Genomic DNA, 25,650 nt, shown 5'->3' with positions numbered 1-25,650 from the left:
CATTTTAGGTTTAACAATATATTAATATTTCAGGTCAATAAGGGTCTGAATGCCTTTTTAATTTAGCAAAAACATGAGAGTAATCTGGGCGATGATGACCCGAAGGAACATGCACAACGGATAAACCGTCGCATATGCCACCGAAGGATTGTCACCCGGAATCGTATCATTTGCATAATTCAGCGCCATCGGATTCGCCATGCTTCCACAAAGCATACCCGAGACGGTACCGAAATCTATTTTCAAGAATTTAAAAGCTACAACTCCTACTACGACCGTAGGGATGATGGTCAATCCGGCTCCCAAACCGATCCAAAGCAACCCTTCGGGACGAAATACGGTGTCGAAGAAATGCGCACCGGCATCCAGCCCCAGGCAAGCCAGGTACATGGAAAGTCCCAAAGCACGCAACATCAGGTTTGCGCTGCGGGTGGTATAGGTGATCATGTGCATACGAGGGCCGAAGGTACCGATCAGAATCCCTACTATGATAGGTCCCCCTGCCAATCCCAAACGCACGGGCGTGCTGATACCCGGAATCGTAATGGGAATCGCCCCTAATGCCAAACCGGCAATGATGCCTACAAATACAGCCACAAGATTGGGTTCTTTCAGGCTTTTGATAGCATTGCCAAGGACCTTTTCCACATTCTGAATAGCGGCCGCCTCTCCTACTACCGTCAAGCGGTCACCCAGTTGGAGCGTCAGTTCGGGAGTAGCTAGCAATTGCACACCCGAACGGTATACACGGCTGATATTGATGCCGTAATGATTGCGCAAGCGGAGCGATCCTAACTTTCTGCCGTTCAGTTCAGGACGGGTCACAACGATACGTTGGGAGATTAACTGGCTGTCGATGGCATTCCAATCGATGTCTTCCTTATTCCAGTCTGTATTCTCCTGTTCGCCAAAAAGCACGGTCAAGATCATAGCGTCCTTTTCGGAAGCCACTACCAACAAACGGTCGCCCTCCTTCAGAATCTTTTCCGAAGTAGGGATACTGACTTTACCTTCTCTCCATAAACGGGAAATAACGAACTTCGGATAGCTCATGTGGGCAATATCCTTAATGCTTTTATTGAATATGGCCGGATTATGCACTTGAAATGCAGCTATATAAGTATTATTGTTATCGTCCTTTACTTTCAGTTCGAGGTCTCGTTTGCGTACCAAAAGCTTGCGGATCAACAGTATGGAAAGAATTACTCCGACCACTCCCAAGGGATAAGCTACCGCACACCCCAAGGCGGGTGTGCTACTTTCCATACCCATCTGTTTCAAGGTCTGTTGCGCTGCACCAAGAGCAGGCGTATTAGTGGTGGCACCGCAAAGGATACCAACCATATCGGGCAGCGACACACCTGTCGTCAAACTGCAAATGAGCGTAAGCAAGGTTCCCAATACCACCACGCCCATCGCCAGTATATTCAGTGTGATCCCCCCTTTACTCAAGGAACTGAAAAATCCGGGACCGACCTGTAAACCTAACGCATAGACAAAAATGACCAGACCGAAACTCTCAGCGTAATTCAACATCTGAGGATCGACCGACAGACCGAAATGCCCGGCAAGTATACCAACAAAAAACACGAAAGTCACTCCAAGAGACACACCGCAGATGTGGATTTTGCCCAATCCCAGCCCGATGGCGGATATAAGCGAAAGTACAACTACGGCCTGTAAAGCTGAATGTTCGATGAATAGACTATATAACCATTCCATTAAACTACATAATTATTCTGCAAATATAGAAACATTTTATGCCCGCACAAAACTTTTATGTATCCATTTCATGCTATACCAACGGCGGACAAAAATAACACCCCGGATATTCTCATCCAAAAGAAACGCAACCCACATGCCGCACAAGCCCCAACCCCAATGAATACCAAACAAATAGCCTCCTCCCACTGCAACACTCCACATCACTATCAGCCCTACAAAGAACGGATAATTCACATCGCCCGCAGCACGGAGAGCATTTGTTGCAAAGATGTTAATGGGACGGCCTATTTCGAGTACGGTATCGATTATCAATATGATCACACCCATATGGATAATCTCAGGATTGGTAGTCAGCCACCCCAAAATGGTGTGACCGGCTATCGCCAGGATACATGAGAGTATAAACGTAATCATCACCGATTTCTTCATCACATATTTACCCAATAAAAAGGCTGCATGGGGTTTCTTCTCCCCTATCAGATGACCGATGCAGATAGCACCTCCCTGAGCCATCGAAATACTGAAAAGATAGACAAACATAATGATATTGACGCAGTAGGTCCTGGTCGCCAATGCTTCTACACCGAGCATATTGATGAAATAGGTGATCACTACTTGCGAAGAACTGTACGATAATTGCTCTCCTGCGGATGGCAGACCGATCTTCATCAGATTCTTTAGTTCGATCCACGGGAAAGGACGGAAATAAGCCAACGGGAACCGGTGGATATGTTTGCGGAACAGGATCACGAACAGGATCACCATCGCTACTCCCCGACTGAAAGCCGTCGATATGGCAGCCCCTTCCACGCCTAATTCGGGAAAACCGAACTTACCGAAAATCAACGAATAATTGCCGACAATATTCAAGATATTGACGACTACCGTTACCAGCATGGGGTAAATGGCTTTATTGGCACTTCGCAAGGAGGCAGACAAAGTTAGGGATATCGCCTGAAAGAAAGCAAACCCACCAACGATACGCATATAATTCACACCGTCCGCCATCAGCTCAGGACTTAACCCCATCCAATGAAGGATCGTTTTGTTCATCAAAAAAAGAAAAAGACTGATTATGCCACCGACCAAAAGATTAACAAGCAATGATATTCCCACTACTTGCACCACCTTCTTTTCCAATCGCGCGCCTAAATATTGCGAGCATAAAACGGATGTCCCCAGATTGATAACCTCGAATACCAAAAACGTCAGCATAATAATCTGGTTGACAACACCAACGGCCGCCACACTGTTATCCGAATGACGGCTCAGCATGATGATGTCCACCGCGCCAAGCATCATGATCAGCAAAGTTTCGATAAAAATAGGAGCTGCCAGCTTCGCCAACCTTCTCTTAATACTCTCCTGTTGTATTCTGTGTGTAGTCACTATCTGCCCATTCTGAATTTCGGGGTGCAAAGGTATTCAAAATCGGTGAAAAAGAGGATTGATATAAATCAAATTCAGATACCCGGTTACTGGAAGTTTTTTAAATTTCCCGCAAAAAGGATTCTTGGGAAGAGTACCGGGCTAAAATTAAACAGCCTCTCAATATCTTCCCTGATAAACAACATAATTATCCCAGCCATCCAAATAACCGGTGAGTCTGTTGCTCCATATTTGTACATCATCCAGGTAAGACTCATCATTGGAACCATATCGCATCCTGATCGATGTCTGTGCAGCATTCTCCCAATTCCATTTAAAACGGTACTCATTCTCATATACTCCTCCGTTTCGGTACTCTATCCGGATAAAATCCACACCTTTCCGATCCAAATAATAATCAACTTCCTGCCAACAATAATTTCCATCTATATCATAATACGACCTTACCCATGTACGACTACACAGATCTCGTGATCTATTATAATAATCTCCCCCTATATTATCATCATCCCAAAAACCTCCAATTTCCACTTCACAGGCAGACAAATTGACTATCATTGCTGCCAGCAATGTCATCTTTAAATATTTAAGTACGCTCGTTTTCATGTCCTTATCCTTTCTACTGATTATTGATTTCGTTTAAAACAAAAGTAGGCAAACGTTTGATCTCCCCACAGGGAAAAATCCTACATTTCTTAAGGGGATGTCCTAAACCTAAAAGGGAAACAACCCATTTATGCTACAGAGTGTTAACTCAGAGAAACTAAATATTAAACCATGTTATAAAACGCCTTAATTCATACAGAATATTTGCTAGTTACAAAAAAGCACGTAACTTTGCAATGTGTTTTTCATAGTATTAGATTTAAGGTTAACAAAAGATTGGCTGTCTGGGATAGATAGCCTTTTTTTATGCTCTTTATTCTCCTATTTTCCATTTCTTCCTTTTTTACTCTCTTAATTCCCGAACAAAATCTGGAGCAGTAAAAGATTCCATCCAAAAATGGGTTCAAGTTGAAGTATTTATCGGTTCTTTTTTTACATTCCAAAGGTTACTATTTTAGTCTATTTTATATGTTAATAAGAATACGTACTTTTACTGTACAATGGTACACATTATTAAGATGTATAAGTACGTACTTTTATATGATAAGAATATATATTTACATACCAACTGTACCTTTCACATTAGCTTATTCTGAAACCATTTACCTATGGAGAAAACCCTCAAATAAGCTCTAGCAAAGACATTCCTGTTCTTGAAGGGAAACTACAACCTGGTGATTCCTCTCTTTTTCAGTACCATTTTTGATAAAGATCCGCCCCCTTTTTCCAATGTAAATATCATAAATCGGGTAGTTATTGACGAAACAAGAAAACCTCTCTATCCTAGACGGAATTAATTAAGGAAAAAAGTTCTATTGTTTAACATTTGAATCATAGGCAATTAACGGGAAATAGGATAAATAGTTAGAAAAAATCTTATGGAAAGACTTGCACAGTCCAAAACTTCCATCTATATTTGCACCGCATTTGAGAGAGAATGCGGGTTCAAAGGAAGTTTGGGTGAGTGGCTGAAACCACCAGTTTGCTAAACTGACGTACGGGTAACTGTACCGGGGGTTCGAATCCCCCAGCTTCCGCAAGATTCTCAATAAAAGAGCTAAGTATTTATAACTTAGCTCTTTTTAGATCTAAAAATTAAATCCGGTGGGTTCGTCTAACGGTTAGGACACATGCCTCTCACGCATGTAATACGAGTTCGATTCTCGTACCCACTACATCAAAGTCAAACAACTACTTTATGGTAGTTGTTTTTTTATACCATCTGTACATCCTCAGTTTCAATCCCACAAGCGATACAATTAAGAGCTGGAAGCGCAAAAGGCCATCATCATCCAAAATGTGTTTCAATTCCACAAGCGATACAATTAAGAGGGGAACATGAATAAACATCAATAACCTAAATATTAATAGATTAACATTTAGAAAACCTATACAAATCACATAGAAAAATGTCGATATTCAATTATATACAATTAGCCAGTGAACGACAACCTATTTGATATATTGCAAATCAATATATCATAGAACGATTTAGGAATAACCGTCAGTATAAAAAAGGTATTGGATATAGATCGACAACTATAAAAGATAATTATTCAAGAATTAAGTAATTAAGTCGTTATCGATTATAATATACTCTTATATTTATTATACTTTCCCTTCTATCTTATCCCGAAAATCCCAAAGTTGCTCTATTGTAGGTTGAAAAGTAGAATTATCCTTATTTTCCTCTATCGTAGCTATTACTGTTTCTAGAAATAGAGAGCAATTAATAATTTTAGTACTTATATTTAGCTGATAAGGAACTTCTGGGAAAGATTTATTCTGGAGCAGATTTCTTGCCCATGAAAGTAATTCCTGAACTGACTCATGATCGTAACTGTGTGCCATCTTTATACTTTTTCTTGCAAAAATAATAAATAAATGCAATAGAATAATGATATAAACAGAATGATTAAATAAAGTACAAATAAATCCATAAATGAAAGTACCATCTTATAAGGCACAAGCAATCAATTCGGTAAAATAATTATAGACCAATATTGTGCAAAACGCCATTACAATCACTTGTTTCTTTCCCAAATAAAAAAAGGAGCTATATAGATAACTCCTTTCCTAACGCTAATTTCAATCTAATCCTAATTTTAAAACCACAGAGGAGAGTGTTCTTTAAAGTCCCCAAACTCCTCCGGCATTGTTATTAGTCCGTTCAATGAACCAGACAAACATGCTCTTTACCTTTTTCATACCTAATTATATTTTTGTGTTACCTATTGAAAACGCTGCAAAAGTAAGGAGTATGAAAATAAAATGAATTGATTTAAAGCAAAAATGCATCTTTTTGCCCTGATTAATTGATTTAAGTCAACTATTTTTGTACTTTTGCGACACAATTCAATCACTACTTATCAGATAAAACTATGGAGATATTAAAAGGAACGGTAGATGCTGTTGTAAATTCCAGATATCCGGAGATGAGTAAAGAAGGACGGCAATTATTGGCCGAAGTCCTGATACGCAAAGAGGTGAACAAAAATGAACTGATCCTGAATGAAGGACAAGTCTCCCACAATATTATTTTTGTCGGCAAAGGGATGCTCCGGCAATTCTATTACAAAAACGGTAAAGATGTGACAGAACATTTTTCTTATGAGGGATGCACCGTGATCTGTATAGAAAGCTTTCTGAAACAAGAACCTACGCGCCTCATGGTAGAAGCACTGGAACCATCCGTTATTTATCTTTTCCCTTATACAGAATTACAAAGATTGGTAGAAACCTCTGCGGAAGTCAATCTGTTTTATCGCAAAGTGCTGGAATATTCACTAATCGTATCACAGATCAAAGCTGATTCCTGGCGATTTGAAACAGCACGTGAACGTTATAACCTGTTGCTCGAACATCATCCGGAAATCGTAAAACGGGCGGCCTTGTCACATATCGCATCTTATCTGTTGATGACACCTGAAACGCTGAGCCGTGTACGATCGGGGGTATTGTAGAAATTCCCCCTAACTCCTTCGATACTCCTTAGGCGACATACCGACATAATGCTTGAAATATTTTCCGAAAAACGACTGATTGGCAAAGTGAAGGTATTCTGCAATCTCCTGCACACTCATCTCGGAAGATTTCAATAAGGCACGAGCCTCCAAAATAACAAAATCATCAATCCACTCACCTGCCGTCTTACCGCTCACCTCTTTAACCACTCCAGAAAGATGTTTCGGAGTCAGGCACAATTTATTAGCATAAAAAGTGACGGAACGTTCCATCCGGTAACTGGAAGACACTTCATGCATAAACTTTTCAAAAAGCTCTTCCTTGCGGGTTTTAGGATGATAACCTTCCATCGGCATGTGTTTCCGGCAGAAATTATGAATATCATAGAACATGGCAGAGAGTATGCCTTTGGCAATCTCCCTCCGATAAATGTTATCTTTCATCTTTACTTTTTTCCAAAGGAAAGAGTGATATTCAATCATGCAATTGAGTTCAGACTCGTTCAAGGGCACACAAGGATGTTCTTTTATATAAAACATAAAAGAGAGCAATTCCTTCATTTGTGTAAAAGTACGGTCGATAAACTGGGGAGATACAGCAATAAAAATACCGGAATAATCATCACTGGCACCTATATTCTGAATAATCTGATCGGGAAGCGTCATTAGCAACGAACTGGTTTCCAAATCATACTCTTTCAGGTTTATAGCCACTTTAGCATGACCTTTCAGACATACAGCCAATATGGCAGCGTTGATACGATTGGGATAACTGTCATACATCGGTATTTCCGAGGCATCATCGAAGATAGCAAAATCATTATCTATAAAATCAATTTCACGCAACTTGAGTTCCTGTACGCATGAAATATCTATCTGCGGAATAATGTCATTCTCCATATTCTCGTATTTTTTGCAAATATATGTATTTGAAATTCAAACTGCACAAATTACCCAATGCATTTTTTCAAAATCATGTAATTTGTGCAGTTTGGCACCTCAAACAAAAAGGAAGTTCATACCAGAAGTACTATCAATTCATAATCTTAATCCCGATGAAATAAGTCCGCGGCTGCGTAGGTCCATAAAAATAACCGGAATCACGAAATTCCCCCTTATCCAGATCTTTCTGGAAACTGTTGAAGATATTTTGAATGCCACCATTAAGTTGCAGCTTGATATGATCATGCAAAACGAATGTATAGTTCAGTTTCAGATTCAAATCGAAGAATTGCGGAGTATGCTCCATGCGGTCATCATCGATATAGCCAGCCATGTGCGGAACAATCATCTTACCGGTATAAGTACCCGATAAGGAGAAATCGAAATGTTTGGTCGGGGCAGATGTAAATGTAAAGTAACCATAATAATCAGGTGTACGAGGCATACGCCGGGTAGTAAGTTCTGGCAACCCGTCTTCCGTAGCATCCCGCCACGCCACATCTTGCGTATACCGGCTTCTTTGGGCAGTAAACCCTAGTTGAAGTTGCACTTCGCGTCCATGAGCAATCTTTGCATCCACATTTGCTCCATACACCCGGGCACCATGCGCATTCCGGCGTTCCTTGATAACATCCCCGTTGCCATCTTTTCCAATATTGGTCAGTGCAAATACATGTCTCAGATCCGTATAAAACCCTTCGACCAGCACATTAGCCTGCCAATGCCCCAAAGGAACCGTCCAGTCAACCGAGCCGCTGTAACTGTTAGAACGTTCTTCACGCAGATGATCCGCCAGCTTTATCTGGATACCCTCTCCTCCGACAGCTGTTACATGCAGGTCCTCATCATAGGCTTGCGGGGCACGGAAACCGGTAGAATAAGTCAACCGTGCTTGCAGATTATCCATAGGTTTATAGAGGAAATTAATACGTGGGCTGAAAATAAGATTCTTTATCAGATTGTGCTTGTCCATACGCAGTCCGACAAGCATGGTAAGACGCTTCATACGCCATTCATTCTGGATAAAAGTTCCGGCTATCCGGACGTCTTGCTGCATATCCCGGTGATAACCCGTCATCACATCATGCAGGGAATTGTCCTGATATTCAAACCCTCCGGTAAAAGTGGCTGGAGCAAAAAGGCAATTATCCATCTGCCCCACGTACATACCGCCCAATACCCAGGTAAGATCCTTCGTCTTACCGTAAGCATCCGGATTTTTCTGCGCTCCATAATAGCTGTTACGATCGGTATGCTGTATGGAACCATACAGAGACATCTTGTGCTTTGCTTCCTTCCAATAACGGTCATAGCTCATACCACCACTATTGATGACATGACGGGTTTGCTCCGTAATATCCGTTTCATGAGGCTGCAAATCAAACTTATTCCCACCCCTGCGGAACTCATTGGTTGTGTGATATTCAATATTAATACGGCTGTCATAAGTCGGACGGTAATAGGCGCGGAGTCCAAAGGTATTCATATTCAGTTTGCCTATTTCAGAAAAGCCATCTCCATCGGCATCATAAGGATTTCGGTTTCTATAAGTCTCATAAAGAGCGATACCATACGAATTGTCCTTGGCAACAAGGGAAACATTGCCCCCCATATATTGCTCCCAGGACTTACCATTCATATTTGAAATCATGCTGGATACCTGAAAAGAGTTATTGATGGGATCTTTCGTAATGATGTTGATGGTTCCTCCCACCGCATTGGCACCGAATAAAGCAGAACCGCCTCCGCGAACCACTTCTACCCGTTCAATCATATTTACTGGAATTTGTTCAAGCCCATACACACCCGAAAGCGCACTGATCACGGGGCGGCTATTGATTAGAATCTGTGAATAAGGGCCTTCAAGGCCATTAATACGTACTTGGGGAAAACCGCAATTCTGGCAATTGTTTTCAACCCGTAGTCCCGACTGATAATTCAGAGATTTAGCCAGATCGGTAGAATTCACCGTTTCAAACAGTTTGGTATTCATCACATTGACCACGACGGGGGCTTCACGACGACTGACTTCGTTACGATTGGCAGAAACGACTACTTCATCGGTCATAAAACTCTCTTCTTCCAACTGGAAATGCAGTACAGCCGTAAAATCCTTGCTGACAGATACCGTTTTCTCCTGAGTTTTATATCCCATAGCCTGCACCCGTAACGTATAATCTCCCGGTATCAGTTTCCTAAACTCAAACTGTCCTTCCTCATTGGAGACAGTGCCTGTAGTGCGACCTACCGGCACATTTTTGCCATTAAAACTCACCACCTGAATGGTAGCATAGGGAACATTCTCTTCGCTTCCTTTCACAATAACGTGTCCGGAAATCATATTGCCTTCCTTTATAGGATTAGAGGCATGAGCAATCGCACTTATACACAGTAGTATAAGCAGGATGATAGATTTATTCATTCTGACAAATAGTGTTATTTTAATAAATTAAGAGGGTGGTACTATCCACACAGAAAAAGTACCAAGCAATCATTAATCGTATAAGATTACACTATCGGGGGAGCGCGAAGAGAAACGACCAGCCAAGGCATTCCCGTCCTGACGGGAATTTCCACCAGTACTTCCACCTTGCAAAGCAAAGGACGTTCCGGTTCTATCTTAACAGGCACATCCGCCTCGAGTGTCTGGAAGACGGAGAGGCGATCGATTACAACTATGGCAGTTTTAGAGTGGTCATGTTTTCCCTTATTAGGGTGAGAGTGAACAATCATGACACCATTTATATAATGCACATGGGTAAACATCGTAATGCTTACCTGATACACCATAAATAGCACCAGCAATAGAAGAGATGACAGAACCCTTTTCACACGACTCACTGTTTACTTCTTATAAATTGAAGCGGCAAAGATACAAATTATCCGGAAGTATTTTAAATAAAAAGAGGCTCATTTTAACGAACTACCTATAAATAGGTACTTATTTCCTTCAGATATCTCAGATCCGTTTCATCGAAAAAGCCCAGTTTATCACTGTCTATATCCAGCACTCCCCATACTTCATCGTTTCTTATCAGAGGGACTACTATCTCCGACCGGGAAAGGGAGCTACATGCGATATGCCCGGGGAAAGCATCCACATCGGGAACAACCTGAGCTTGTTTCTCCTGCCACGCCACACCGCAGACACCCCTGCCCTTCCGAATACGTGTACAAGCCACAGGTCCCTGAAAAGGAGCAAGCACCAGTTCCTCTCCCTTCACCAGATAGAAGCCAACCCAAAAGAAATCAAAAGCCTCTTTCAATGCAGCCGCCACATTTGCCAGATTAGCAATCATATCAGGTTCGCCCTCTATCAGCGAACGAATCTGAGGTAGCAAGGAAGCATAGCGTTCCTCCTTACTACCCGAAACATGATTCAGTTCTTCAGACATTACTTGTTATCCTTTCCGAATAAATACTCATAATCCCTTTTTGCTGCTGGTATAGTCCAGCCTTCGGGAATAAATTTCCACTGGTTCAGTGCCTGAGGGTCAAGCACCCCCTTCTTCTCAATGTAATTCATCAGATAAAAACGAAGGTCTTTATCAGTAGAGAAGACGATACGGTCTTTCAATGCATCTTTGGGAATTCCCGCACCTTTGGTCAGCAATTCACCCCCGCCATTTCCCCGATAAGAATTCACGGCTACCTTATACGTTTTATCAAGATTGAACGGTGTACCATCCGCCATACTGACGACTGTCACCTTCTCCCCTTTCGGTTTAGTCACATCCACCATATAAATAATACCTGCCGCAGAGTCAAAATTAAAACTGAAATTCTGGAACGAAGCACGGTCTTCAGCTCCCTCACGTCTCTTCTCCTTGAACCAGAGCAGATGATCGTCAGGCGACTTCATCCGGTTCGTCCACAGATAATACGACTCTTCCAAGAAGTCTTTGATCTCCCGTCCTGTCAGATTCATCACGTATAGCATATTCTCGTACTTGTACAGATTGAACATGTCACTGACATGGATATCTCCTTTCCTGATTTCCGCATCAAACGATAGCGGGGCAGTAAAAGATATATCCGCACCTGAGATCTCAAGTTGCAAAGTATGAATAAAATCAATAAATGCCGAAGGTCCGAAGAAGGACGGACGTGTAGAAATATCTTCCGTGAAAGTGCCTATTTTCTTAGATACAAACTGATTGACCGCATCATACTGAGGCGCAAACTTTTTCATGAACTCCTCACTGACACCATAATCCTTTGTTTCAGAAAGAACTCCCTCGATCTGCTTGCTCTGCACTTTTCCATCTTTCAATTTTAGTGTTACGTCCACATTAGACACGACTATTGCATTGCTCGCCGGATCGACAATCAGTACTGTATCCCCTTCCACGTTTACAACTTTCTTACACTCACGCGCATGATCATGCCCCATCAATACCATGTCAAAACCCGGTACCTTCTTCGCTACGTCGAGCGAAGCATTCTCATTGTATTTGCCGGACATGAGAAGAGCATCCTGCCCTGCATGAAAAAGTCCGATGACCAAATCAGGATTCTCCTTCTCACGAATAATCTTCATCCATTTCCTTGCCGTCTGTTCCATATCGTCAAAACGAAGTCCTTGCCATAAATTCTCGGACAACCAAGCCGGAATAGCCGGTGTAATCATTCCCAACACAGCAATCTTCACCCCGTCACGTTCCAGCACTTTATACGGTTTAAGATGGGTTTCTCCTGTAGACGTATCTATTATATTCGCACCGAGAACCGGGAAATTACACTCACCGATCCATCGGTCGAACACCTTGCGTCCGGTCTCCACATCATGATTTCCCATATTGCCTGCATCATATCCCATGAAGTTCATCATCTCCGCACAGACATGAGGCGAAACCGTGTCTATATAGTTATAATAGTAGGCAGTGGGCTGCCCTTGCAGAATATCACCGTTATCGAGCAATATGAGATTATCCTTATAGACTTCACGTTCTTTTTGTAGAAACGCATGTACGCGAGCCAGGCTACCTGCCCACTCTTTTTGCGTTATAAAATTAAAAGGATAATAATTACCATGTACATCACTTGTTTGTACAATTTTCAGTTTCACTTCGCGCTCCTGTGCCGGCAAAGCCAGAACAAAGCAGAGCAACAATGCATAAATGCATGACCATCTTTTCATATTCATATCTTATATTATTGGCATTGAGAATATAAAACGCGCACCACCGGTATATTCGGGATCTACCCAAATCCTGCCGCCCCACTTCTCAACGGTAAGCTTGCAGATGGCCAATCCAAGCCCTGTACCCTGTGCATATTCATTCAATTTTTCGAACCGTTCGAAAACCAGTTTCTGCTTTTCCTTCGGTATGCCGCATCCGGTATCTGAAACGGCAAACATAGCTGTCTTTTGTTCCTTATCTACGGAAAATTCTAAGGTTATCGTTCCATCTGCCGTAAATTTCACCGCATTGGAAAGCAGATTGATAATCACCTGCTGCAACCGCTGAATATCGGCCTTCAAAGTAAAAGTCTCATATTTACTGTCGAAAACAAATTCATTAGTAGATTTACGGGATACACTGACCGAAGACAACACCTGGCGACATAGCTGCACCACATCACAAGACTCAAGTGCCAGCGATATCCGGTCGGCTTCCAAACGTGACAAATCAAGAATATCATTTATCAACCGGAGCAAAAGATCAGAGTTCGATTTTATAATCTCAAAATAAGATTGCTTTTCCTCTTCATCACTTCCACCCGCCACCAAAACATCGGAAAAGCCGACTATTGCATTGAGCGGTGTACGGATTTCATGGCTCATATTAGCCAGAAACGCACTCTTCAGACGATTGGACTCTTCCGCACGGTCTTTGGCTTCCCGCAAGTCTATTTCTGATTTCAACAATTCATCCTTCAAACGTTTGGTTCTGAAATAGAAAAAGAGGGACACGATCAAACCACCTACCAATATCACCAAAACGGCAATCGAAGCCCATATCTGATACATATATTGCTGATAGAACGTTTGCGGCTGATTGACAACTTCCACATCAAAGGGCAAAGACTTCACATTAAGTTTCAATTCTTTCATTTTGCCATAATCAAGTACCGCTTTACTGTCTATCACTTCCACCTGTCCGTTTCCATCATCCGGATTATTCAAAAGACGAACCGCCTCACGTGCCATGTCACGGCCTAATAACCGATAAGCAGGCATTACACCTCCAATAGTCCAATACCCCAGCCCCACAGAAGATGTGGTAAATGCAGGAACAGCAGGATTAGCTTCCATCATCATATACGTAGCATTACGCATAAAATAACCTTCATTCATATCTACACGCCAAGTTCCCAGCAATACGACCGTATGCTCCGGCAGATGGTGGAACTTGTCCATAATCGTATAAATGGTATTAGAACGTCCGTCAAGCAGAATCAAATCCAACTCCGGAAACTTCTTCATTTCCTCCCTTACAAGCGCCTGCATGGCCACGCCTCCGTAAGTATTGTCCGATATAAAAGCAATATGCTTTGTATCCGGATAAAAACACTTAATCATGCGTATATTGTCAGGAATGTCGTATTCATAAACAAAACCGGAATTTACCTTTTTCTTCCCTAACTCCCCGGAAAAGAGATCAACCGGTTCCGGCATCCATTTCTCCAGTGAAACCGTATCTCCCGGCAGAATTACGGCATTACGGCTTGTAAGACTACACATCACAGGTGCCTTACTGACCACAGAGTCTTCCTGCGACAAATAAGCCGCCCACGCCTCCTGCCCGAGCAAAATGATCAATCCGGGCTGCTTGTCACCGGTATATTTCGATAAAATCTGCTGCATCATTCCTTTCCAACGTGGAGATTCCGAGAAACATTTGCAGTTCATGTTTTCAATTTCTATATTGCATTTGCCTCCACTTTTAGAGAATTCATCCATAAAATCGGATATAGTCACGGAAGTCTGATGGGCAGCGGGATTATAAGAGCAAATAACGAGAATGGGCTTTGTATCCGTATTGGCATAAGCTCCTGAGAGCAGCACTGAAATAAATAAGATCAAATAAAAGGAAATATATCTGGCGTGTATCGGCATAGATTCTGTTTTGTTTAGATTCATATAACTCAAGCGTGCAAATATAATGAAAAACGCTGGCTTTAGACGAATTTATATGTACATTTGTCAGCTAATTTATAAAAAATATCATGGAATTATTTCACAAAATGATTTCTGCAACGCTGGATATCTCAGAAAAGCAGATCAACAATACGTTGAACCTATTGAAAGACGGTGCCACCATCCCCTTTATCAGCCGTTATCGAAAAGAGGCCACCGGTGGACTGGACGAAGTACAGATAGAGAATGTCAAGAACCAGTATGATAAATTATGCGAGATAGCCAAACGGAAAGAAACAATTCTCGGCACTATAGAAGAACAGGAAAAGCTGACTCCAGAACTGAGACAACGCATAGAAACTTCCTGGGACTCGACCGAACTGGAAGACATCTATCTTCCTTATAAACCCAAACGTAAAACAAGAGCGGAAGCAGCCCGGCAGAAAGGACTGGAACCCTTGGCCACACTATTGATGCTGCAACGGGAGAACGATCCGGAAAGCAAAGCTGCCGCCTTTGTCAAAGGCGAAGTGAAAGATGTGGAAGATGCGCTGAAAGGTGCCCGTGACATCATTGCCGAACAAGTCAGCGAAAACGAACGTGCCCGTAATACTTTACGTAACCAGTTCGGCCGTGGAGCCATTATCACAGCAAAGCTCGTCAAAGGGAAAGAAGAAGAAGCCGCTAAATACCGCGATTATTTCGACTTCTCGGAGCCCTTGAAACGTTGCACTTCCCATCGCCTGCTTGCCATTCGGAGGGCGGAAGCAGAAGGATTGCTAAAAGTATCCATCAGCCCCGATGATGAAGAAAGTATAGAACGGCTGGAACGTCAGTTTGTACAAAGCAACAACGAATGCAGCCGTCAAGTCAGCGAAGCGGTACAGGATGCCTATAAACGGCTGTTAAAACCATCCATCGAAACCGAATTTGCCGCTATGACAAAAGAGAAAGCAGATGAAGAAGCGATCCGCGTATTTGCAGAGAATCTCCGGCAATTATTACTGGCTTCCCCATTGGGACAGAAACGCGTACTTGCCATCGATCCGGGATTTCGTACAGGTTGCAAAGTAGTGTGCCTGGATGCGCAAGGCAATCTGCTACACAATGAAAACATTTATCCGCATCCACCGGTAGATAAAAAGAAGGAAGCCTCAGCCAAACTGCGCAAGATGGTGGAAGCCTATCAGATCGAAGCTATTGCAATCGGTAACGGTACTGCCAGTCGGGAAACGGAGTATTTCGTTACCTCCCAACAATTCGACCGGGCATTGCAAGTGTTCGTGGTCAGCGAACAAGGTGCTTCCATCTATTCAGCTTCCAAAATTGCCCGCGACGAATTTCCTGAATACGACGTAACCGTGCGCGGTGCCGTCTCCATAGGACGCAGACTGATGGATCCGTTGGCCGAACTGGTAAAGATTGATGCCAAATCTATTGGCGTGGGACAATACCAACACGACGTTGACCAGACCAAACTCAAAAAGGCACTTGACCAGACAGTAGAGAACTGCGTAAACCTGGTAGGCGTAAACCTGAACACGGCAAGCAGCCATCTATTAACCTATATTTCCGGTCTCGGCCCGCAACTTGCACAAAACATAGTGAACTACCGGGCAGAAAACGGTGCTTTCACCTCGCGCAAAGAACTTATGAAAGTTCCCCGAATGGGTGCAAAAGCCTTCGAGCAATGCGCTGGATTTCTCCGCATCCCACAGGCTGAAAACCCATTGGATAATACGGCAGTACATCCCGAAAGCTACTGCATTGTAGAACAAATGGCAAAAGACCTGAAATGTAGTGTGGCCGAATTGATCGCAAACAAAGACCTGCGTACCAAGATAAACATATCGGCTTATGCGACACCTACCGTAGGTATGCCTACCCTGCAAGACATCATGCAAGAGCTTGAAAAGCCGGGGCTCGATCCACGCAAGGCAATCAAAGCTTTCGAATTTGATAAGAATGTTCGTACCATTGCAGACTTGCGTGAAGGCATGGTACTACCAGGCATCGTAGGCAATATCACCAACTTCGGTGCTTTCGTGGATATAGGCATCAAAGAAAACGGACTGGTACATCTTTCACAACTTGCCGACCGTTTCATTTCCGATCCTACGGAAGTTGTGTCCATACACCAACAAGTCATGGTCAAAGTTCTAAGCGTAGATCAACCGCGGAAAAGAATACAACTGACAATGATCGGGGTCGAGCAATAGGATAATAGCAAGTAACAGGAGTTTACTAAACAAGGGAATAAATCATATTAAATGTGACCTATTCCCTTGTTTAGCAAAATCAGCGCACTCCTCACGCCTTTATGAATGCCGTAATCTATCAGCTTTTTCGAAATACCAAATTATCCCCACTGTCATCAAGATCATCAATGCGGTACAAATAACCGAACCTTCAAAACCAAATGCCCCACCGTTAATAATCGTATCCTCCGGCAACTTCAGCTTCACAAATGACGGACAAAGAGAAATTCCACTGACTTTGTACCCCAATACAGGCCCTTGAAACCAGTTCCAAAACAGATGAAGCGAGATTGGAAACCACAAATTACGCGTATACAGAAAAGCGACTCCCAACAAGCAACCCGCCAAAAATAAATTCAGCATTGGCAAAAAGGCCGTGTTCGGATTGAACATATGCATCAAAGAAAATATTACGGATGAAATGCCCAATGATATAAATTTGTTCATCTTCGTTTGAAGCAAACGACCTAATATATAACCACGTACCATGATTTCTTCAGTCAGCGCGACCAACAAACAGACTCCAAAACTTCCGGCAAGATTGATCACATTGACATCCAATCCGACAATCTCTACCGCACCCAATGCCAATGAAATCCCAAAACCGACTCCATATAGCACTCCGGCAGCTAACATGCCCAATAAAATATCTTTCCCACGCCCCTTGATACCAAGCCCCAATTCCTTGAAAGGACGATGGTCGAAATATTTGAGCATAAATAATGCCGGCAAGAATGCTGCAAACAATATAGATGTCTGAAGAGCAGCATATTGAGGAAGTGTATATACGCTGGTTTCATAAACTCCTACCCATATCATGACAGGTATGGAAAATATAGCGGACAAAAACATGAATACTAAAACATAAATCAATATTCTGACAAAAACATAACCTAATTTGGGTTCTTCCGGTTGAAATTTTTCTTGTTGTTCCATTTTTATAATTTGTTAATCTGCGAGCAAAAATAACTATAAAAAATAAAAAGGTTAACCCGATCTCACGTTTTTCTGTATATTTGTCTGAAAAATATATCAATCATGAATATAAAACATCTTTTCCTCGGTCTGCTCATAGCAGCTACCACCTCAGGTGCAATGGCGCAAACGGTCAGCAAGCAGTATTTTGTCTCTAAACCCGGAACGCTGATTTCCCTGATGACAGAAGAGGAAGCTAACAGCGTCACCCATCTTACACTGACCGGAAAGATCAATGCGGAAGATTTCAGGCACCTGCGAGATGAATTCAAGAATCTTCAGGTACTCGACATCTCCAATGCGGAAATTAAAATGTATTCGGGAAAAGAAGGGACTCACCCCGGCAAATTCTACGTTTATATGCCTAACTTTATCCCCGCATATGCATTTTGCCGCATGGAAAACGGAAAAGCCGTAGGCAAACAATCATTAAAGCAAGTAATCCTTTCAGAAAAGACTAAAAACATAGAAGATGCTGCATTCAAAGGGTGTGAAAACCTGTACATCTGTCAGATCAGAAAGAAAACTCCCCCCAACCTCTTGCCGGAAGCGCTTGCCGATAGTGTCACCGCTATCTTCATCCCACTGGGAAGCACTGACGAATACCGTCTCAAGAACCGCTGGGAAAACTTTGCATTCCTCGAGGGTGAACCGGTCACGGTAAAGCTACAAGTAGGCAGTCTGAGTACTCTGGAAAGTGAAATACAAAAAGCAGCCATACAACCCAAAGACATCAATTTCCTTACGATTGAAGGCAAACTGGACAATGAAGATTTTAAGTTGATCCGGAATTATATGCCCAACTTGGTAAGCGTGGACATTTCCAATACAAACGCAACGGTGATCCCGGACTTCACGTTCTCACAAAAGAAATACATGCTTCGTATCAAACTGCCACACAACCTGAAGACCATCGGACAACGTGCATTCAGCAACTGCACAAGACTTTGGGACACTATAGAACTGCCTGCCACTCTAACGGCTATCGAATACGGTGCTTTTATGGGATGTGACCGCCTAAACTATTTGGTAGCAACCGGCAACGAGCTTAAAACACTGGGAGACGACCTGTTTGCTCCTTCCACTAAGAATAAATTGAAATATAATAAATAGACAGTTTCCCTAATACTTTTCGAAAATGACATATTGCACTGATTATATGGCTTTAGTAAAAAAGAGTCCTATATTCAGTGCAATTCAAATCTGAAAAAGAACCTTTGCTGTCGCCTCTGACATATAAATCTCTCAACCAATACATCCAACGGAAGAATATATAAAAAAACGAGTAAATTCTTTTAAAGAATTCCCCGCCTCTACGTAAGAAAAGCCAAAAGGCTTTTCTTATAACCTCTTTTCCTGAAAACTACAATCTTCTTTTTACCTAAAATCAATCTTACCTATTACTTGTTATCCTTTATAAATCTTTATTACCTACAAACTAATATTTATTTACCTATTGAAGATTGTTTAATACCTTAATCTAATACCTTAATTCTATTTTACCTTTTAAACTAATAGCAATTTCCCAATTGCACTGCAAAGATACGGCTTTTTTGTGTCACTGCAAGCGGTTTTATGTTTTATAACACTTTTTTGCGGCTATAAATCTTTTACATCACTCAGCTCAACCAGCTTGTTTACAATGGCGTAGATCGTCAAACCGGCAGCACTGTGTATCTGCAATTTCCGGCTGATATTTCTCCTGTGAGTAATCACTGTATGGATCGAAAGATACAACTTTTCTGCAATCTCCTTGTTCGTCATTCCTTTCACCACACATATCACTATTTCCTTTTCTCTCTGGCTCAGGCTCTCCTGTCCCTCCTCTTCTTCCTCAACGATGTTTTGCAGGCGTGTAATCTTACCGGACAGTGTTTCCATATCGTCAAAGATAGAGATCGCTTCATCGTACTTACTTAACAACGAAGCATCGATAAACGAACTCGCCAATGCAACGACACGAATTCCCTTACCCGCAGTCTCTTCCTTGAACCGTGCCACATCGAAATAATCGCCAAACGTAGGATTTACCACCAATATGTCAGGGTACTGCGTCCTTAGACAGTCGTTCAATGCATCCACCGACAATATCTCTATCGGCTGAATTTTCAGATTAGGCAGTCTTTTTAATGCCAGCGTCAGCCCGCTACGGATGATAACCGAACTTTCTGCAACGGCAATACGGATAGTCTCGTTATTTTTCATTGTCCAGCATCCTCCTTTCCAGCTTCAGAATAGCAGGAACAAATAAATAATCTTCCACTTTGCAATGCGACTCAAGTCCCTCTTCACAGGCGTAAATATCAAAAAGCGCTGCATTCAGAGAATTAGTATTCGCCCGTGCCGGACAATATTTTATAATAATGTTTTTCAATTCCGTCAACTTTTCTCCCACCTGGTCATGATGTTTAGAGAAAGTACTGATCTGGTAGTTCTTAGGAGCATTGTTTTGCAGCAACGCATCCACATATTTAAACACTGTCTTTTCCTCATACTCCATATGCTTGCGAACTTCACGCATATATTCATCAAAGAACTTCAGAATAAGGAAAGAGACATCATTTTCCGAACAGTCAATGGCTTCCAACAGTTTACGACGTATGGCAGGCAGACAGAAATCCAGAAAGTAAATATGCGCCTGTCGCAAATAATCCACTAAGGAAGGGATGGAAATATCATCCGTTTCACCATCCATACGCGAGAAACCTTCGGCCATAAAATTCACTACCACCAGAAATGTACGACAATCCACTCCGTTAATTTCACAAACTTCCTTCACCGTCTTGTCACCAAACCCCAACGACAGTCCGAAACGGCTCATAACCTGCAATAAAGAGTAATTATCACTTATAAGATCGATCATTTTATCGGAAGGCTTGTACTTCTGCAATCTATCCATAGAATACCTATTTTATATTATCGCTGCAAAGGAACGGATATTTTTTCGCGCGCGCAATCCCCATTTATAGGTATTTTATCATTTGCGGTCCACGATGAATGAATTGCAACAGATTCTTAAGAAGGCTATTATTTTTTTTAGTAATTTTGTCACCCTTAACGCGAAAATCGAAAAGCGATCGTTTAAAACCAATCAGAATCCGGACAAACAGATTCAACCATAAGTAGATTTATAAATAAATAAACAATGACAAACGAATTAGAACTTAAATACGGCTGTAATCCCAACCAAAAGCCAGCCCGTATTTTCATGAAAGAAGGTGAACTCCCCATCGAAGTATTGAACGGCCGTCCCGGTTACATCAATTTATTGGACGCATTCAACAGTTGGCAATTAGTAAAAGAGTTGAAAGAGGCTACCGGACTTCCGGCAGCAGCTTCCTTCAAACACGTCAGTCCCGCAGGTGCTGCCGTAGCAACAGAAATGAGTGATACGCTAAAGAGCATTTATTTTGTCGACGACCTCCCACTTTCTCCGTTGGCAACCGCTTATGCACGCGCCCGTGGTGCCGACCGCATGTCGTCTTATGGCGATTTTATCGCACTATCCGACATTTGTGACGAAGAAACCGCCCGGCTTATTAACCGTGAAGTATCCGATGGTGTAATAGCTCCCGGTTATACCCCCGAAGCATTGGAGATTCTCCGTAACAAACGCAAAGGTACTTATAATGTCATTCGGATGAACCCCTCTTACATCCCGTCTCCCATAGAACGAAAAGACGTTTTCGGAATCACTTTCGAGCAAGGACGCAATGAACTAAAGATTGATGAATCTCTTCTGAAAGACAGGTCTACCCGGAACAAAGAAATCCCCGTAGATGCCCAACGTGATCTGCTCATTGCACTTATCACGCTAAAATACACCCAATCCAATTCCGTCTGCTATGCTAAAGACGGGCAAGCCATCGGTATCGGTGCCGGGCAACAATCGCGTATCCACTGCACCCGTCTTGCAGGAAACAAGGCCGACATCTGGTATCTCCGTCAACATCCGAAAGTGATGAACCTCCCCTGGAAGGATAAAATACGCCGGGCGGACCGCGACAATACGATTGATATCTATATCTCCGAAGATTACATGGATGTACTGGCAGATGGCATATGGGAACAATTCTTCACTGAGAAGCCGCAGATATTGACCCGTGAAGAGAAACGGGCATGGCTGGATACACAAAGCGGAGTAGCTCTCGGTTCGGATGCCTTCTTCCCGTTTGGAGACAATATCGAACGTGCGCACAAAAGCGGAGTGAGTTATATCGCCCAACCCGGAGGATCGGTTCGTGACGATCATGTCATCGACACTTGCGATAAATATGGCATTGCCATGGCATTTACCGGAATACGCTTATTCCATCATTAATAAAGAATATATAAGAGAAGGGTGTGTTATTTTAACACACCCTTCTCTTTCATTATCAGTGGGTACTGATGACCTCGTGCGTACGCAGATCAACCAGATATTCTTCCCGCCTGCCTTCACGTGTATTTGCCCCGAACACCTTCACTACATGTTCGCTCACACGTTCGTATTCACGGATCTCCCCCTTGTGTACCTGCATCTTCACTAATGCTTTCCGGGAATTGTGTGTGTCCGATACCCAGTACACGGAGTCGTTCTGTGCATGTATGCGGACAGGCTGCGAAAAAGCGTATCCATGGATTGATTTTAAGGTTTTGCTCCATTCGCCTATCTCACGGTCATATATATGGACAGCATTATTACCAGTAGCATATAGACGTTTATCTCCCAAAGTCAGTGCCGTAGGATTAAAACCAAGCATCATCGTCTGATCCTCCAAAGCGATAGAAGTATTATTTTGCATGTCGTCATTGACCAATGCAGGGTCGAGTACCATAATCTTGCGGGCTCCAAAATCAGTCAATAATATATTCCCCTCCTCATTGAGAATCATACTATGTGTTCCAAAACTATTGTTTACAGTCCCCATATTGGAGGTTCGGCGATAGCGTGCCGTCTTCTGATAGTTTTCCGGAGTCACATCTTCTTCCTTATAGATACTGACCGTGCCATTCTTATCGCGGCTGAAAACCAAGCCATCCTTTACGGTCATCGCCTGTGCTTGAAATACCGGCCCGTTATAGTTCCCATTGCCTATGCAGGAAATATAGTCAAGCCCCGGTAGTTCGAAAACATGAATACGCGACTGCCGTTCTGCAACATACAGCCGGTTCCCTGCCGGCACAATGGCTTCTATCTGGCTACCGAAACTTTTCTCCTGCCCGTTGAAGTCCCATGTTCGCAACGTCCGCATCACTTGATTAGTCCTCAAGTCAATAAGCAACAAGCTGTTATCAACAAGATTGGCTACAAAAAGCGTATCTCCCAGATGGGTTGTCGTAAAAGGGTTAAATTCCTCCTTCAGCCCCAGTGTTTCCGCAGTAAGCAACTGGACGGCTTCATAAGAATAATACCAATAACTCGTATACTTATCATCTTCTTTCCCATCGGAATTATCACCGGCAAAAGAGTTAGTCAGTTCCGTTTCAAAATTGTCACTGCTGCACTGAGATAGCATGACTCCACCCAACACGATCAACATCCATATATATATTTTCATAATTACTTCTGATTTTATAGTTCTACTTCTAATTACTTCAAGCGGCTCATCGGGATTGCATATACACATTGCCGGCCAGCGGCACGTTCCACAATGAACAATGTATTCCGTCTGATACAGAATTTCTCAGGCGAACTCAATGTTATCTCTCCAACTGTTGTATAATCCTTTATGATCTCTCCGGTTCGGGGATTCACCTTGCAGAATTTCTCGGCACCGTTGGAACTCACGAACAGATCTCCTTCATAGAAATCCAAGGAATATGGACTGTTCTTATACGAAAAGTTCGATGAGCGTTTCCAAGTCACTCCTTCCCGTACGTCAGCCAAATTCAAAACATCAATCCGTTTGCTACTCCAGTGCGTGACATAAAGCAGTCCGTTTTGCTCGTCAACCGCCATTCCGAATGTTCCGTTTCTCTCGTCAAGATTTTCCGAACGGGCGTACACATACATCGTATTTCCGGACTGTACCATCGATTCCTCGACCACATCGACATAACGTTTATCACGAATCAAGACAAGCCCGCGAGCCACAGTCACATCATAGGCATGCACGGTCTGGTTGCCACCGGTTCCCCAATTTCCGTTGCCGATATGATTGATGAACTGGTAAGTGGATGCATCGAATATTTCCGTACGGTTGCCCTCATGGGTTACATAAAGTTTACCGTTAGCCCGTACGATCCCATTAGGAGCCTTAGCAAATGTTTCCATCCCCTCTTTCCCCTGCCATTCTTTAATGGTATGTATATGCTTCACATTCTCATTCGATATTTCAAACACCTCGATACTGAAGTTCCCGTTCGCTTCATTGGCAACATACATTTCATTACCGTAAACATATACATCTTTGGGAATAAAAGTAGAAGCCGTAGCCCCAGGAACAGCCGTGTAATCCAGTTTCAGAGACAGTTCCGTACCATCATTACCACCGGTGTCCGACTCTCCTTTTAGCGGAGAAAGTCCACCGTCCAAAGCATCCAACTCCGGATCATTCTCAAAAGGGAAACGCGATGTAGCATAAGGATTACCGCCCAATGTCTTTCTGGAATGCAAAAAACGTCTTGAATAGACAGGCAGTTTCTTTTGCCTTCCCAACTCGACAAACAACTCCTGACAGAACGGTGTCCATCCATCCCCATAAGTCATGTTCCCGTTGTGGCTGTAGCCCAAGCAATGGGCCAGTTCGTGAAAAGGGGTTGTGACCGGACCGGAATCATCCGCATACATTGTCAGGTAGGCATACTCTACAAGACCAAATGTCTCGCCACCTCCCAGTCCGGTGACGTTACCGTCCACAAGGCCGAACCGCAAACCGGAAAGATTCATGATACGCCGTTTCAACTCGTCTATATCCACTTTATTACCACTTTCTATAAATGTTCCCCGCTTCTCTTCCAGTTGTTGTTCAAACTCCGTTGTGGAATACATCGCTGCCATATTCAAAGCCATAGCGACCGCTTCACGGGTATGAACAGGTTTCATGGACAACCAGTTACCACCTTGGTAGTTACCGAAGTAGATTTTCCATCTGGGCTTCACCCCAGTCATCATCTTATAGACCGGATTGTTACATTCTATCTCGAAAGAGATATTGGTGCTACTCAAATGAGGATTGCGCATGATCTTAATACGTTTCCCACTACGGGTATATGCCGTAATATCCTCGGTAGCAAAAGGGATATGGATGCGAAACTGTTGCAAAGGCATAATTTTAGAAAACTCTGCAAATCTGAACTCCTCATCATAGCCCTCTATCCTTGCCCAGACAATCAGATCCGTAATGGCTCGTGGACAATAGAAACGGAATTGAAAATAGTGATCGTCTGTCATTGAAATCTGTAAAGGTTCGTTTACCTTAAAACTACGTTCGGCCTGATTGAAATAAATCTCGGAAGGTTCGTTATCATTGAGCAGATAGTAAGTGTTATCCGTAGTGTAGTCTATTTCAGAAAATTTAAATGGAAACTCTACATCTTTCTCCGGTTCAAAAGGGTCAGAATTTCCAGGTACTAACTCGTTATCTGTACAACTCAACAATAGAATAGAGCTGAAGACCAGCATTAACAGGCTGGTGGAAAATAAATTTTTCATCGTCTGTTTTTATATTAAGAATATATATTTAAAAACTCCCCTCGCTAAGGGGCCGCAAAAATAGAAAAAACA

General features: G+C 42.7%; 19 protein-coding genes and 2 tRNA genes. 6 read left to right on the top strand and 15 right to left on the bottom strand.

Translation table 11 applies throughout. The features are described 5' to 3' along the window. Positions 1-57 precede the first annotated feature (57 nt). The 3 genes from H8744_RS13955 to H8744_RS13945 form a co-directional block, all read right to left on the bottom strand. Positions 58-1,722, bottom strand: a complete 1,665-nt coding sequence (locus H8744_RS13955) for a putative transporter (protein WP_262435418.1) — start codon at positions 1,720-1,722, stop codon at positions 58-60. A 36-nt stretch (positions 1,723-1,758) separates the two neighbouring features. Beyond that, positions 1,759-3,114 carry an MATE family efflux transporter gene (locus H8744_RS13950; RefSeq protein ID WP_262435417.1) on the bottom strand — a complete coding sequence of 452 codons (1,356 nt, stop codon included), beginning with the start codon at positions 3,112-3,114 and terminating at the stop codon, positions 1,759-1,761. 159 nt (positions 3,115-3,273) lie between these two features. Next, positions 3,274-3,720 carry a hypothetical protein gene (locus H8744_RS13945; RefSeq protein WP_262435416.1) on the bottom strand — a complete coding sequence of 149 codons (447 nt, stop codon included), beginning with the start codon at positions 3,718-3,720 and terminating at the stop codon, positions 3,274-3,276. A 950-nt stretch (positions 3,721-4,670) separates the two neighbouring features. Between H8744_RS13945 and H8744_RS13940 the strand changes: the two genes are divergently transcribed. Together H8744_RS13940 and H8744_RS13935 are read left to right on the top strand one after the other, a co-directional pair. After that, positions 4,671-4,757: transfer RNA gene (locus tag H8744_RS13940), tRNA-Ser, on the top strand. A 66-nt stretch (positions 4,758-4,823) separates the two neighbouring features. Next, positions 4,824-4,895, top strand: a tRNA-Glu gene (locus tag H8744_RS13935). Between the two features lie 433 nt (positions 4,896-5,328). Here H8744_RS13935 and H8744_RS13930 read toward each other — a convergent pair. Continuing rightward, the gene (locus H8744_RS13930; protein ID WP_262435415.1) at positions 5,329-5,571 is read right to left on the bottom strand and encodes a DUF6965 family protein; all 243 of its coding nucleotides are present in this window, start codon (positions 5,569-5,571) and stop codon (positions 5,329-5,331) included. A gap of 530 nt (positions 5,572-6,101) precedes the next feature. Here H8744_RS13930 and H8744_RS13925 point away from each other — a divergent pair. Then, complete coding sequence (locus H8744_RS13925) at positions 6,102-6,683, top strand: Crp/Fnr family transcriptional regulator (protein WP_262435414.1); 582 nt, start codon at positions 6,102-6,104, stop codon at positions 6,681-6,683. A 9-nt stretch (positions 6,684-6,692) separates the two neighbouring features. Here the strand turns inward: H8744_RS13925 and H8744_RS13920 are convergent, their stop codons facing one another. The 6 genes from H8744_RS13920 to H8744_RS13895 form a co-directional block, all read right to left on the bottom strand. After that, positions 6,693-7,583, bottom strand: coding sequence for a helix-turn-helix domain-containing protein (locus tag H8744_RS13920; RefSeq protein ID WP_262435413.1), 891 nt, complete (start codon positions 7,581-7,583; stop codon positions 6,693-6,695). A gap of 133 nt (positions 7,584-7,716) precedes the next feature. After that, positions 7,717-10,047, bottom strand: coding sequence for a TonB-dependent receptor (locus H8744_RS13915; protein WP_262435412.1), 2,331 nt, complete (start codon positions 10,045-10,047; stop codon positions 7,717-7,719). A gap of 86 nt (positions 10,048-10,133) precedes the next feature. Beyond that, complete coding sequence (locus tag H8744_RS13910; protein WP_369411023.1) at positions 10,134-10,466, bottom strand: DUF8478 family putative metalloprotein; 333 nt, start codon at positions 10,464-10,466, stop codon at positions 10,134-10,136. Positions 10,467-10,552: 86 nt separating this feature from the next. Further along, the gene (locus H8744_RS13905; RefSeq protein WP_262435410.1) at positions 10,553-11,020 is read right to left on the bottom strand and encodes a free L-methionine (R)-S-oxide reductase MsrC; all 468 of its coding nucleotides are present in this window, start codon (positions 11,018-11,020) and stop codon (positions 10,553-10,555) included. Next, positions 11,020-12,765, bottom strand: a complete 1,746-nt coding sequence (locus H8744_RS13900; RefSeq protein WP_305067502.1) for a bifunctional metallophosphatase/5'-nucleotidase — start codon at positions 12,763-12,765, stop codon at positions 11,020-11,022. The genes H8744_RS13905 and H8744_RS13900 overlap by 1 nt, the downstream gene beginning before the upstream one ends. Before the next feature lie 9 nt (positions 12,766-12,774). After that, the gene (locus H8744_RS13895) at positions 12,775-14,688 is read right to left on the bottom strand and encodes a sensor histidine kinase (protein ID WP_305067380.1); all 1,914 of its coding nucleotides are present in this window, start codon (positions 14,686-14,688) and stop codon (positions 12,775-12,777) included. Between the two features lie 110 nt (positions 14,689-14,798). Between H8744_RS13895 and H8744_RS13890 the strand changes: the two genes are divergently transcribed. Continuing rightward, complete coding sequence (locus tag H8744_RS13890; protein ID WP_262435407.1) at positions 14,799-16,928, top strand: Tex family protein; 2,130 nt, start codon at positions 14,799-14,801, stop codon at positions 16,926-16,928. Between the two features lie 99 nt (positions 16,929-17,027). Here H8744_RS13890 and H8744_RS13885 read toward each other — a convergent pair whose 3' ends face one another. After that, positions 17,028-17,903, bottom strand: a complete 876-nt coding sequence (locus H8744_RS13885) for a CPBP family intramembrane glutamic endopeptidase (RefSeq protein ID WP_262435406.1) — start codon at positions 17,901-17,903, stop codon at positions 17,028-17,030. A gap of 102 nt (positions 17,904-18,005) precedes the next feature. Between H8744_RS13885 and H8744_RS13880 the strand changes: the two genes are divergently transcribed. Further along, a complete protein-coding gene (locus H8744_RS13880; RefSeq protein ID WP_262435405.1) occupies positions 18,006-19,055 on the top strand; it encodes a leucine-rich repeat domain-containing protein in 1,050 nt (349 codons plus the stop codon). Between the two features lie 486 nt (positions 19,056-19,541). Here the strand turns inward: H8744_RS13880 and H8744_RS13875 are convergent, their stop codons facing one another. Next, complete coding sequence (locus H8744_RS13875; protein ID WP_262435404.1) at positions 19,542-20,147, bottom strand: response regulator transcription factor; 606 nt, start codon at positions 20,145-20,147, stop codon at positions 19,542-19,544. Next, the gene (locus tag H8744_RS13870; protein WP_262435403.1) at positions 20,137-20,841 is read right to left on the bottom strand and encodes a hemerythrin domain-containing protein; all 705 of its coding nucleotides are present in this window, start codon (positions 20,839-20,841) and stop codon (positions 20,137-20,139) included. Before H8744_RS13870 ends, H8744_RS13875 begins: the two co-directional genes overlap by 11 nt. A 246-nt stretch (positions 20,842-21,087) precedes the next feature. On the opposite strand from H8744_RS13870, the gene H8744_RS13865 reads away from it, so the two are divergent. Further along, positions 21,088-22,263, top strand: a complete 1,176-nt coding sequence (locus H8744_RS13865; protein WP_262435402.1) for a phosphoribosylaminoimidazolecarboxamide formyltransferase — start codon at positions 21,088-21,090, stop codon at positions 22,261-22,263. 55 nt (positions 22,264-22,318) lie between these two features. On the opposite strand, the gene H8744_RS13860 is transcribed toward H8744_RS13865, so the two are convergent. Both H8744_RS13860 and H8744_RS13855 read right to left on the bottom strand, forming a co-directional pair. Continuing rightward, the gene (locus tag H8744_RS13860) at positions 22,319-23,482 is read right to left on the bottom strand and encodes an NHL repeat-containing protein (protein WP_262435401.1); all 1,164 of its coding nucleotides are present in this window, start codon (positions 23,480-23,482) and stop codon (positions 22,319-22,321) included. 32 nt (positions 23,483-23,514) lie between these two features. Continuing rightward, positions 23,515-25,578, bottom strand: a complete 2,064-nt coding sequence (locus H8744_RS13855) for an NHL repeat-containing protein (RefSeq protein ID WP_262435400.1) — start codon at positions 25,576-25,578, stop codon at positions 23,515-23,517. Between the last annotated feature and the right edge of the window lie 72 nt (positions 25,579-25,650).

The organism is Jilunia laotingensis, from assembly GCF_014385165.1.
GTDB lineage: Bacteria > Bacteroidota > Bacteroidia > Bacteroidales > Bacteroidaceae > Bacteroides > Bacteroides laotingensis.
Note: the sequence above shows the minus strand (reverse complement) of the source record. Positions and strands in the feature narration are given on the sequence as shown.

Excerpts from the sequence above, each read along its gene's own strand:
- H8744_RS13955 (WP_262435418.1), bottom strand. The coding sequence starts at position 1,722 with ATGGAATGGTTATATAGTCTATTCATCGAACATTCAGCTTTACAGGCC.
- H8744_RS13945 (WP_262435416.1), bottom strand. The coding sequence starts at position 3,720 with ATGAAAACGAGCGTACTTAAATATTTAAAGATGACATTGCTGGCAGCA.
- H8744_RS13930 (WP_262435415.1), bottom strand. The coding sequence starts at position 5,571 with ATGGCACACAGTTACGATCATGAGTCAGTTCAGGAATTACTTTCATGG.
- H8744_RS13925 (WP_262435414.1), top strand. The coding sequence starts at position 6,102 with ATGGAGATATTAAAAGGAACGGTAGATGCTGTTGTAAATTCCAGATAT.
- H8744_RS13920 (WP_262435413.1), bottom strand. The coding sequence starts at position 7,583 with ATGGAGAATGACATTATTCCGCAGATAGATATTTCATGCGTACAGGAA.
- H8744_RS13915 (WP_262435412.1), bottom strand. The coding sequence starts at position 10,047 with ATGAATAAATCTATCATCCTGCTTATACTACTGTGTATAAGTGCGATT.
- H8744_RS13905 (WP_262435410.1), bottom strand. The coding sequence starts at position 11,020 with ATGTCTGAAGAACTGAATCATGTTTCGGGTAGTAAGGAGGAACGCTAT.
- H8744_RS13900 (WP_305067502.1), bottom strand. The coding sequence starts at position 12,765 with ATGAAAAGATGGTCATGCATTTATGCATTGTTGCTCTGCTTTGTTCTG.
- H8744_RS13895 (WP_305067380.1), bottom strand. The coding sequence starts at position 14,688 with ATGCCGATACACGCCAGATATATTTCCTTTTATTTGATCTTATTTATT.
- H8744_RS13890 (WP_262435407.1), top strand. The coding sequence starts at position 14,799 with ATGGAATTATTTCACAAAATGATTTCTGCAACGCTGGATATCTCAGAA.
- H8744_RS13885 (WP_262435406.1), bottom strand. The coding sequence starts at position 17,903 with ATGGAACAACAAGAAAAATTTCAACCGGAAGAACCCAAATTAGGTTAT.
- H8744_RS13880 (WP_262435405.1), top strand. The coding sequence starts at position 18,006 with ATGAATATAAAACATCTTTTCCTCGGTCTGCTCATAGCAGCTACCACC.
- H8744_RS13875 (WP_262435404.1), bottom strand. The coding sequence starts at position 20,147 with ATGAAAAATAACGAGACTATCCGTATTGCCGTTGCAGAAAGTTCGGTT.
- H8744_RS13870 (WP_262435403.1), bottom strand. The coding sequence starts at position 20,841 with ATGGATAGATTGCAGAAGTACAAGCCTTCCGATAAAATGATCGATCTT.
- H8744_RS13865 (WP_262435402.1), top strand. The coding sequence starts at position 21,088 with ATGACAAACGAATTAGAACTTAAATACGGCTGTAATCCCAACCAAAAG.
- H8744_RS13860 (WP_262435401.1), bottom strand. The coding sequence starts at position 23,482 with ATGAAAATATATATATGGATGTTGATCGTGTTGGGTGGAGTCATGCTA.
- H8744_RS13855 (WP_262435400.1), bottom strand. The coding sequence starts at position 25,578 with ATGAAAAATTTATTTTCCACCAGCCTGTTAATGCTGGTCTTCAGCTCT.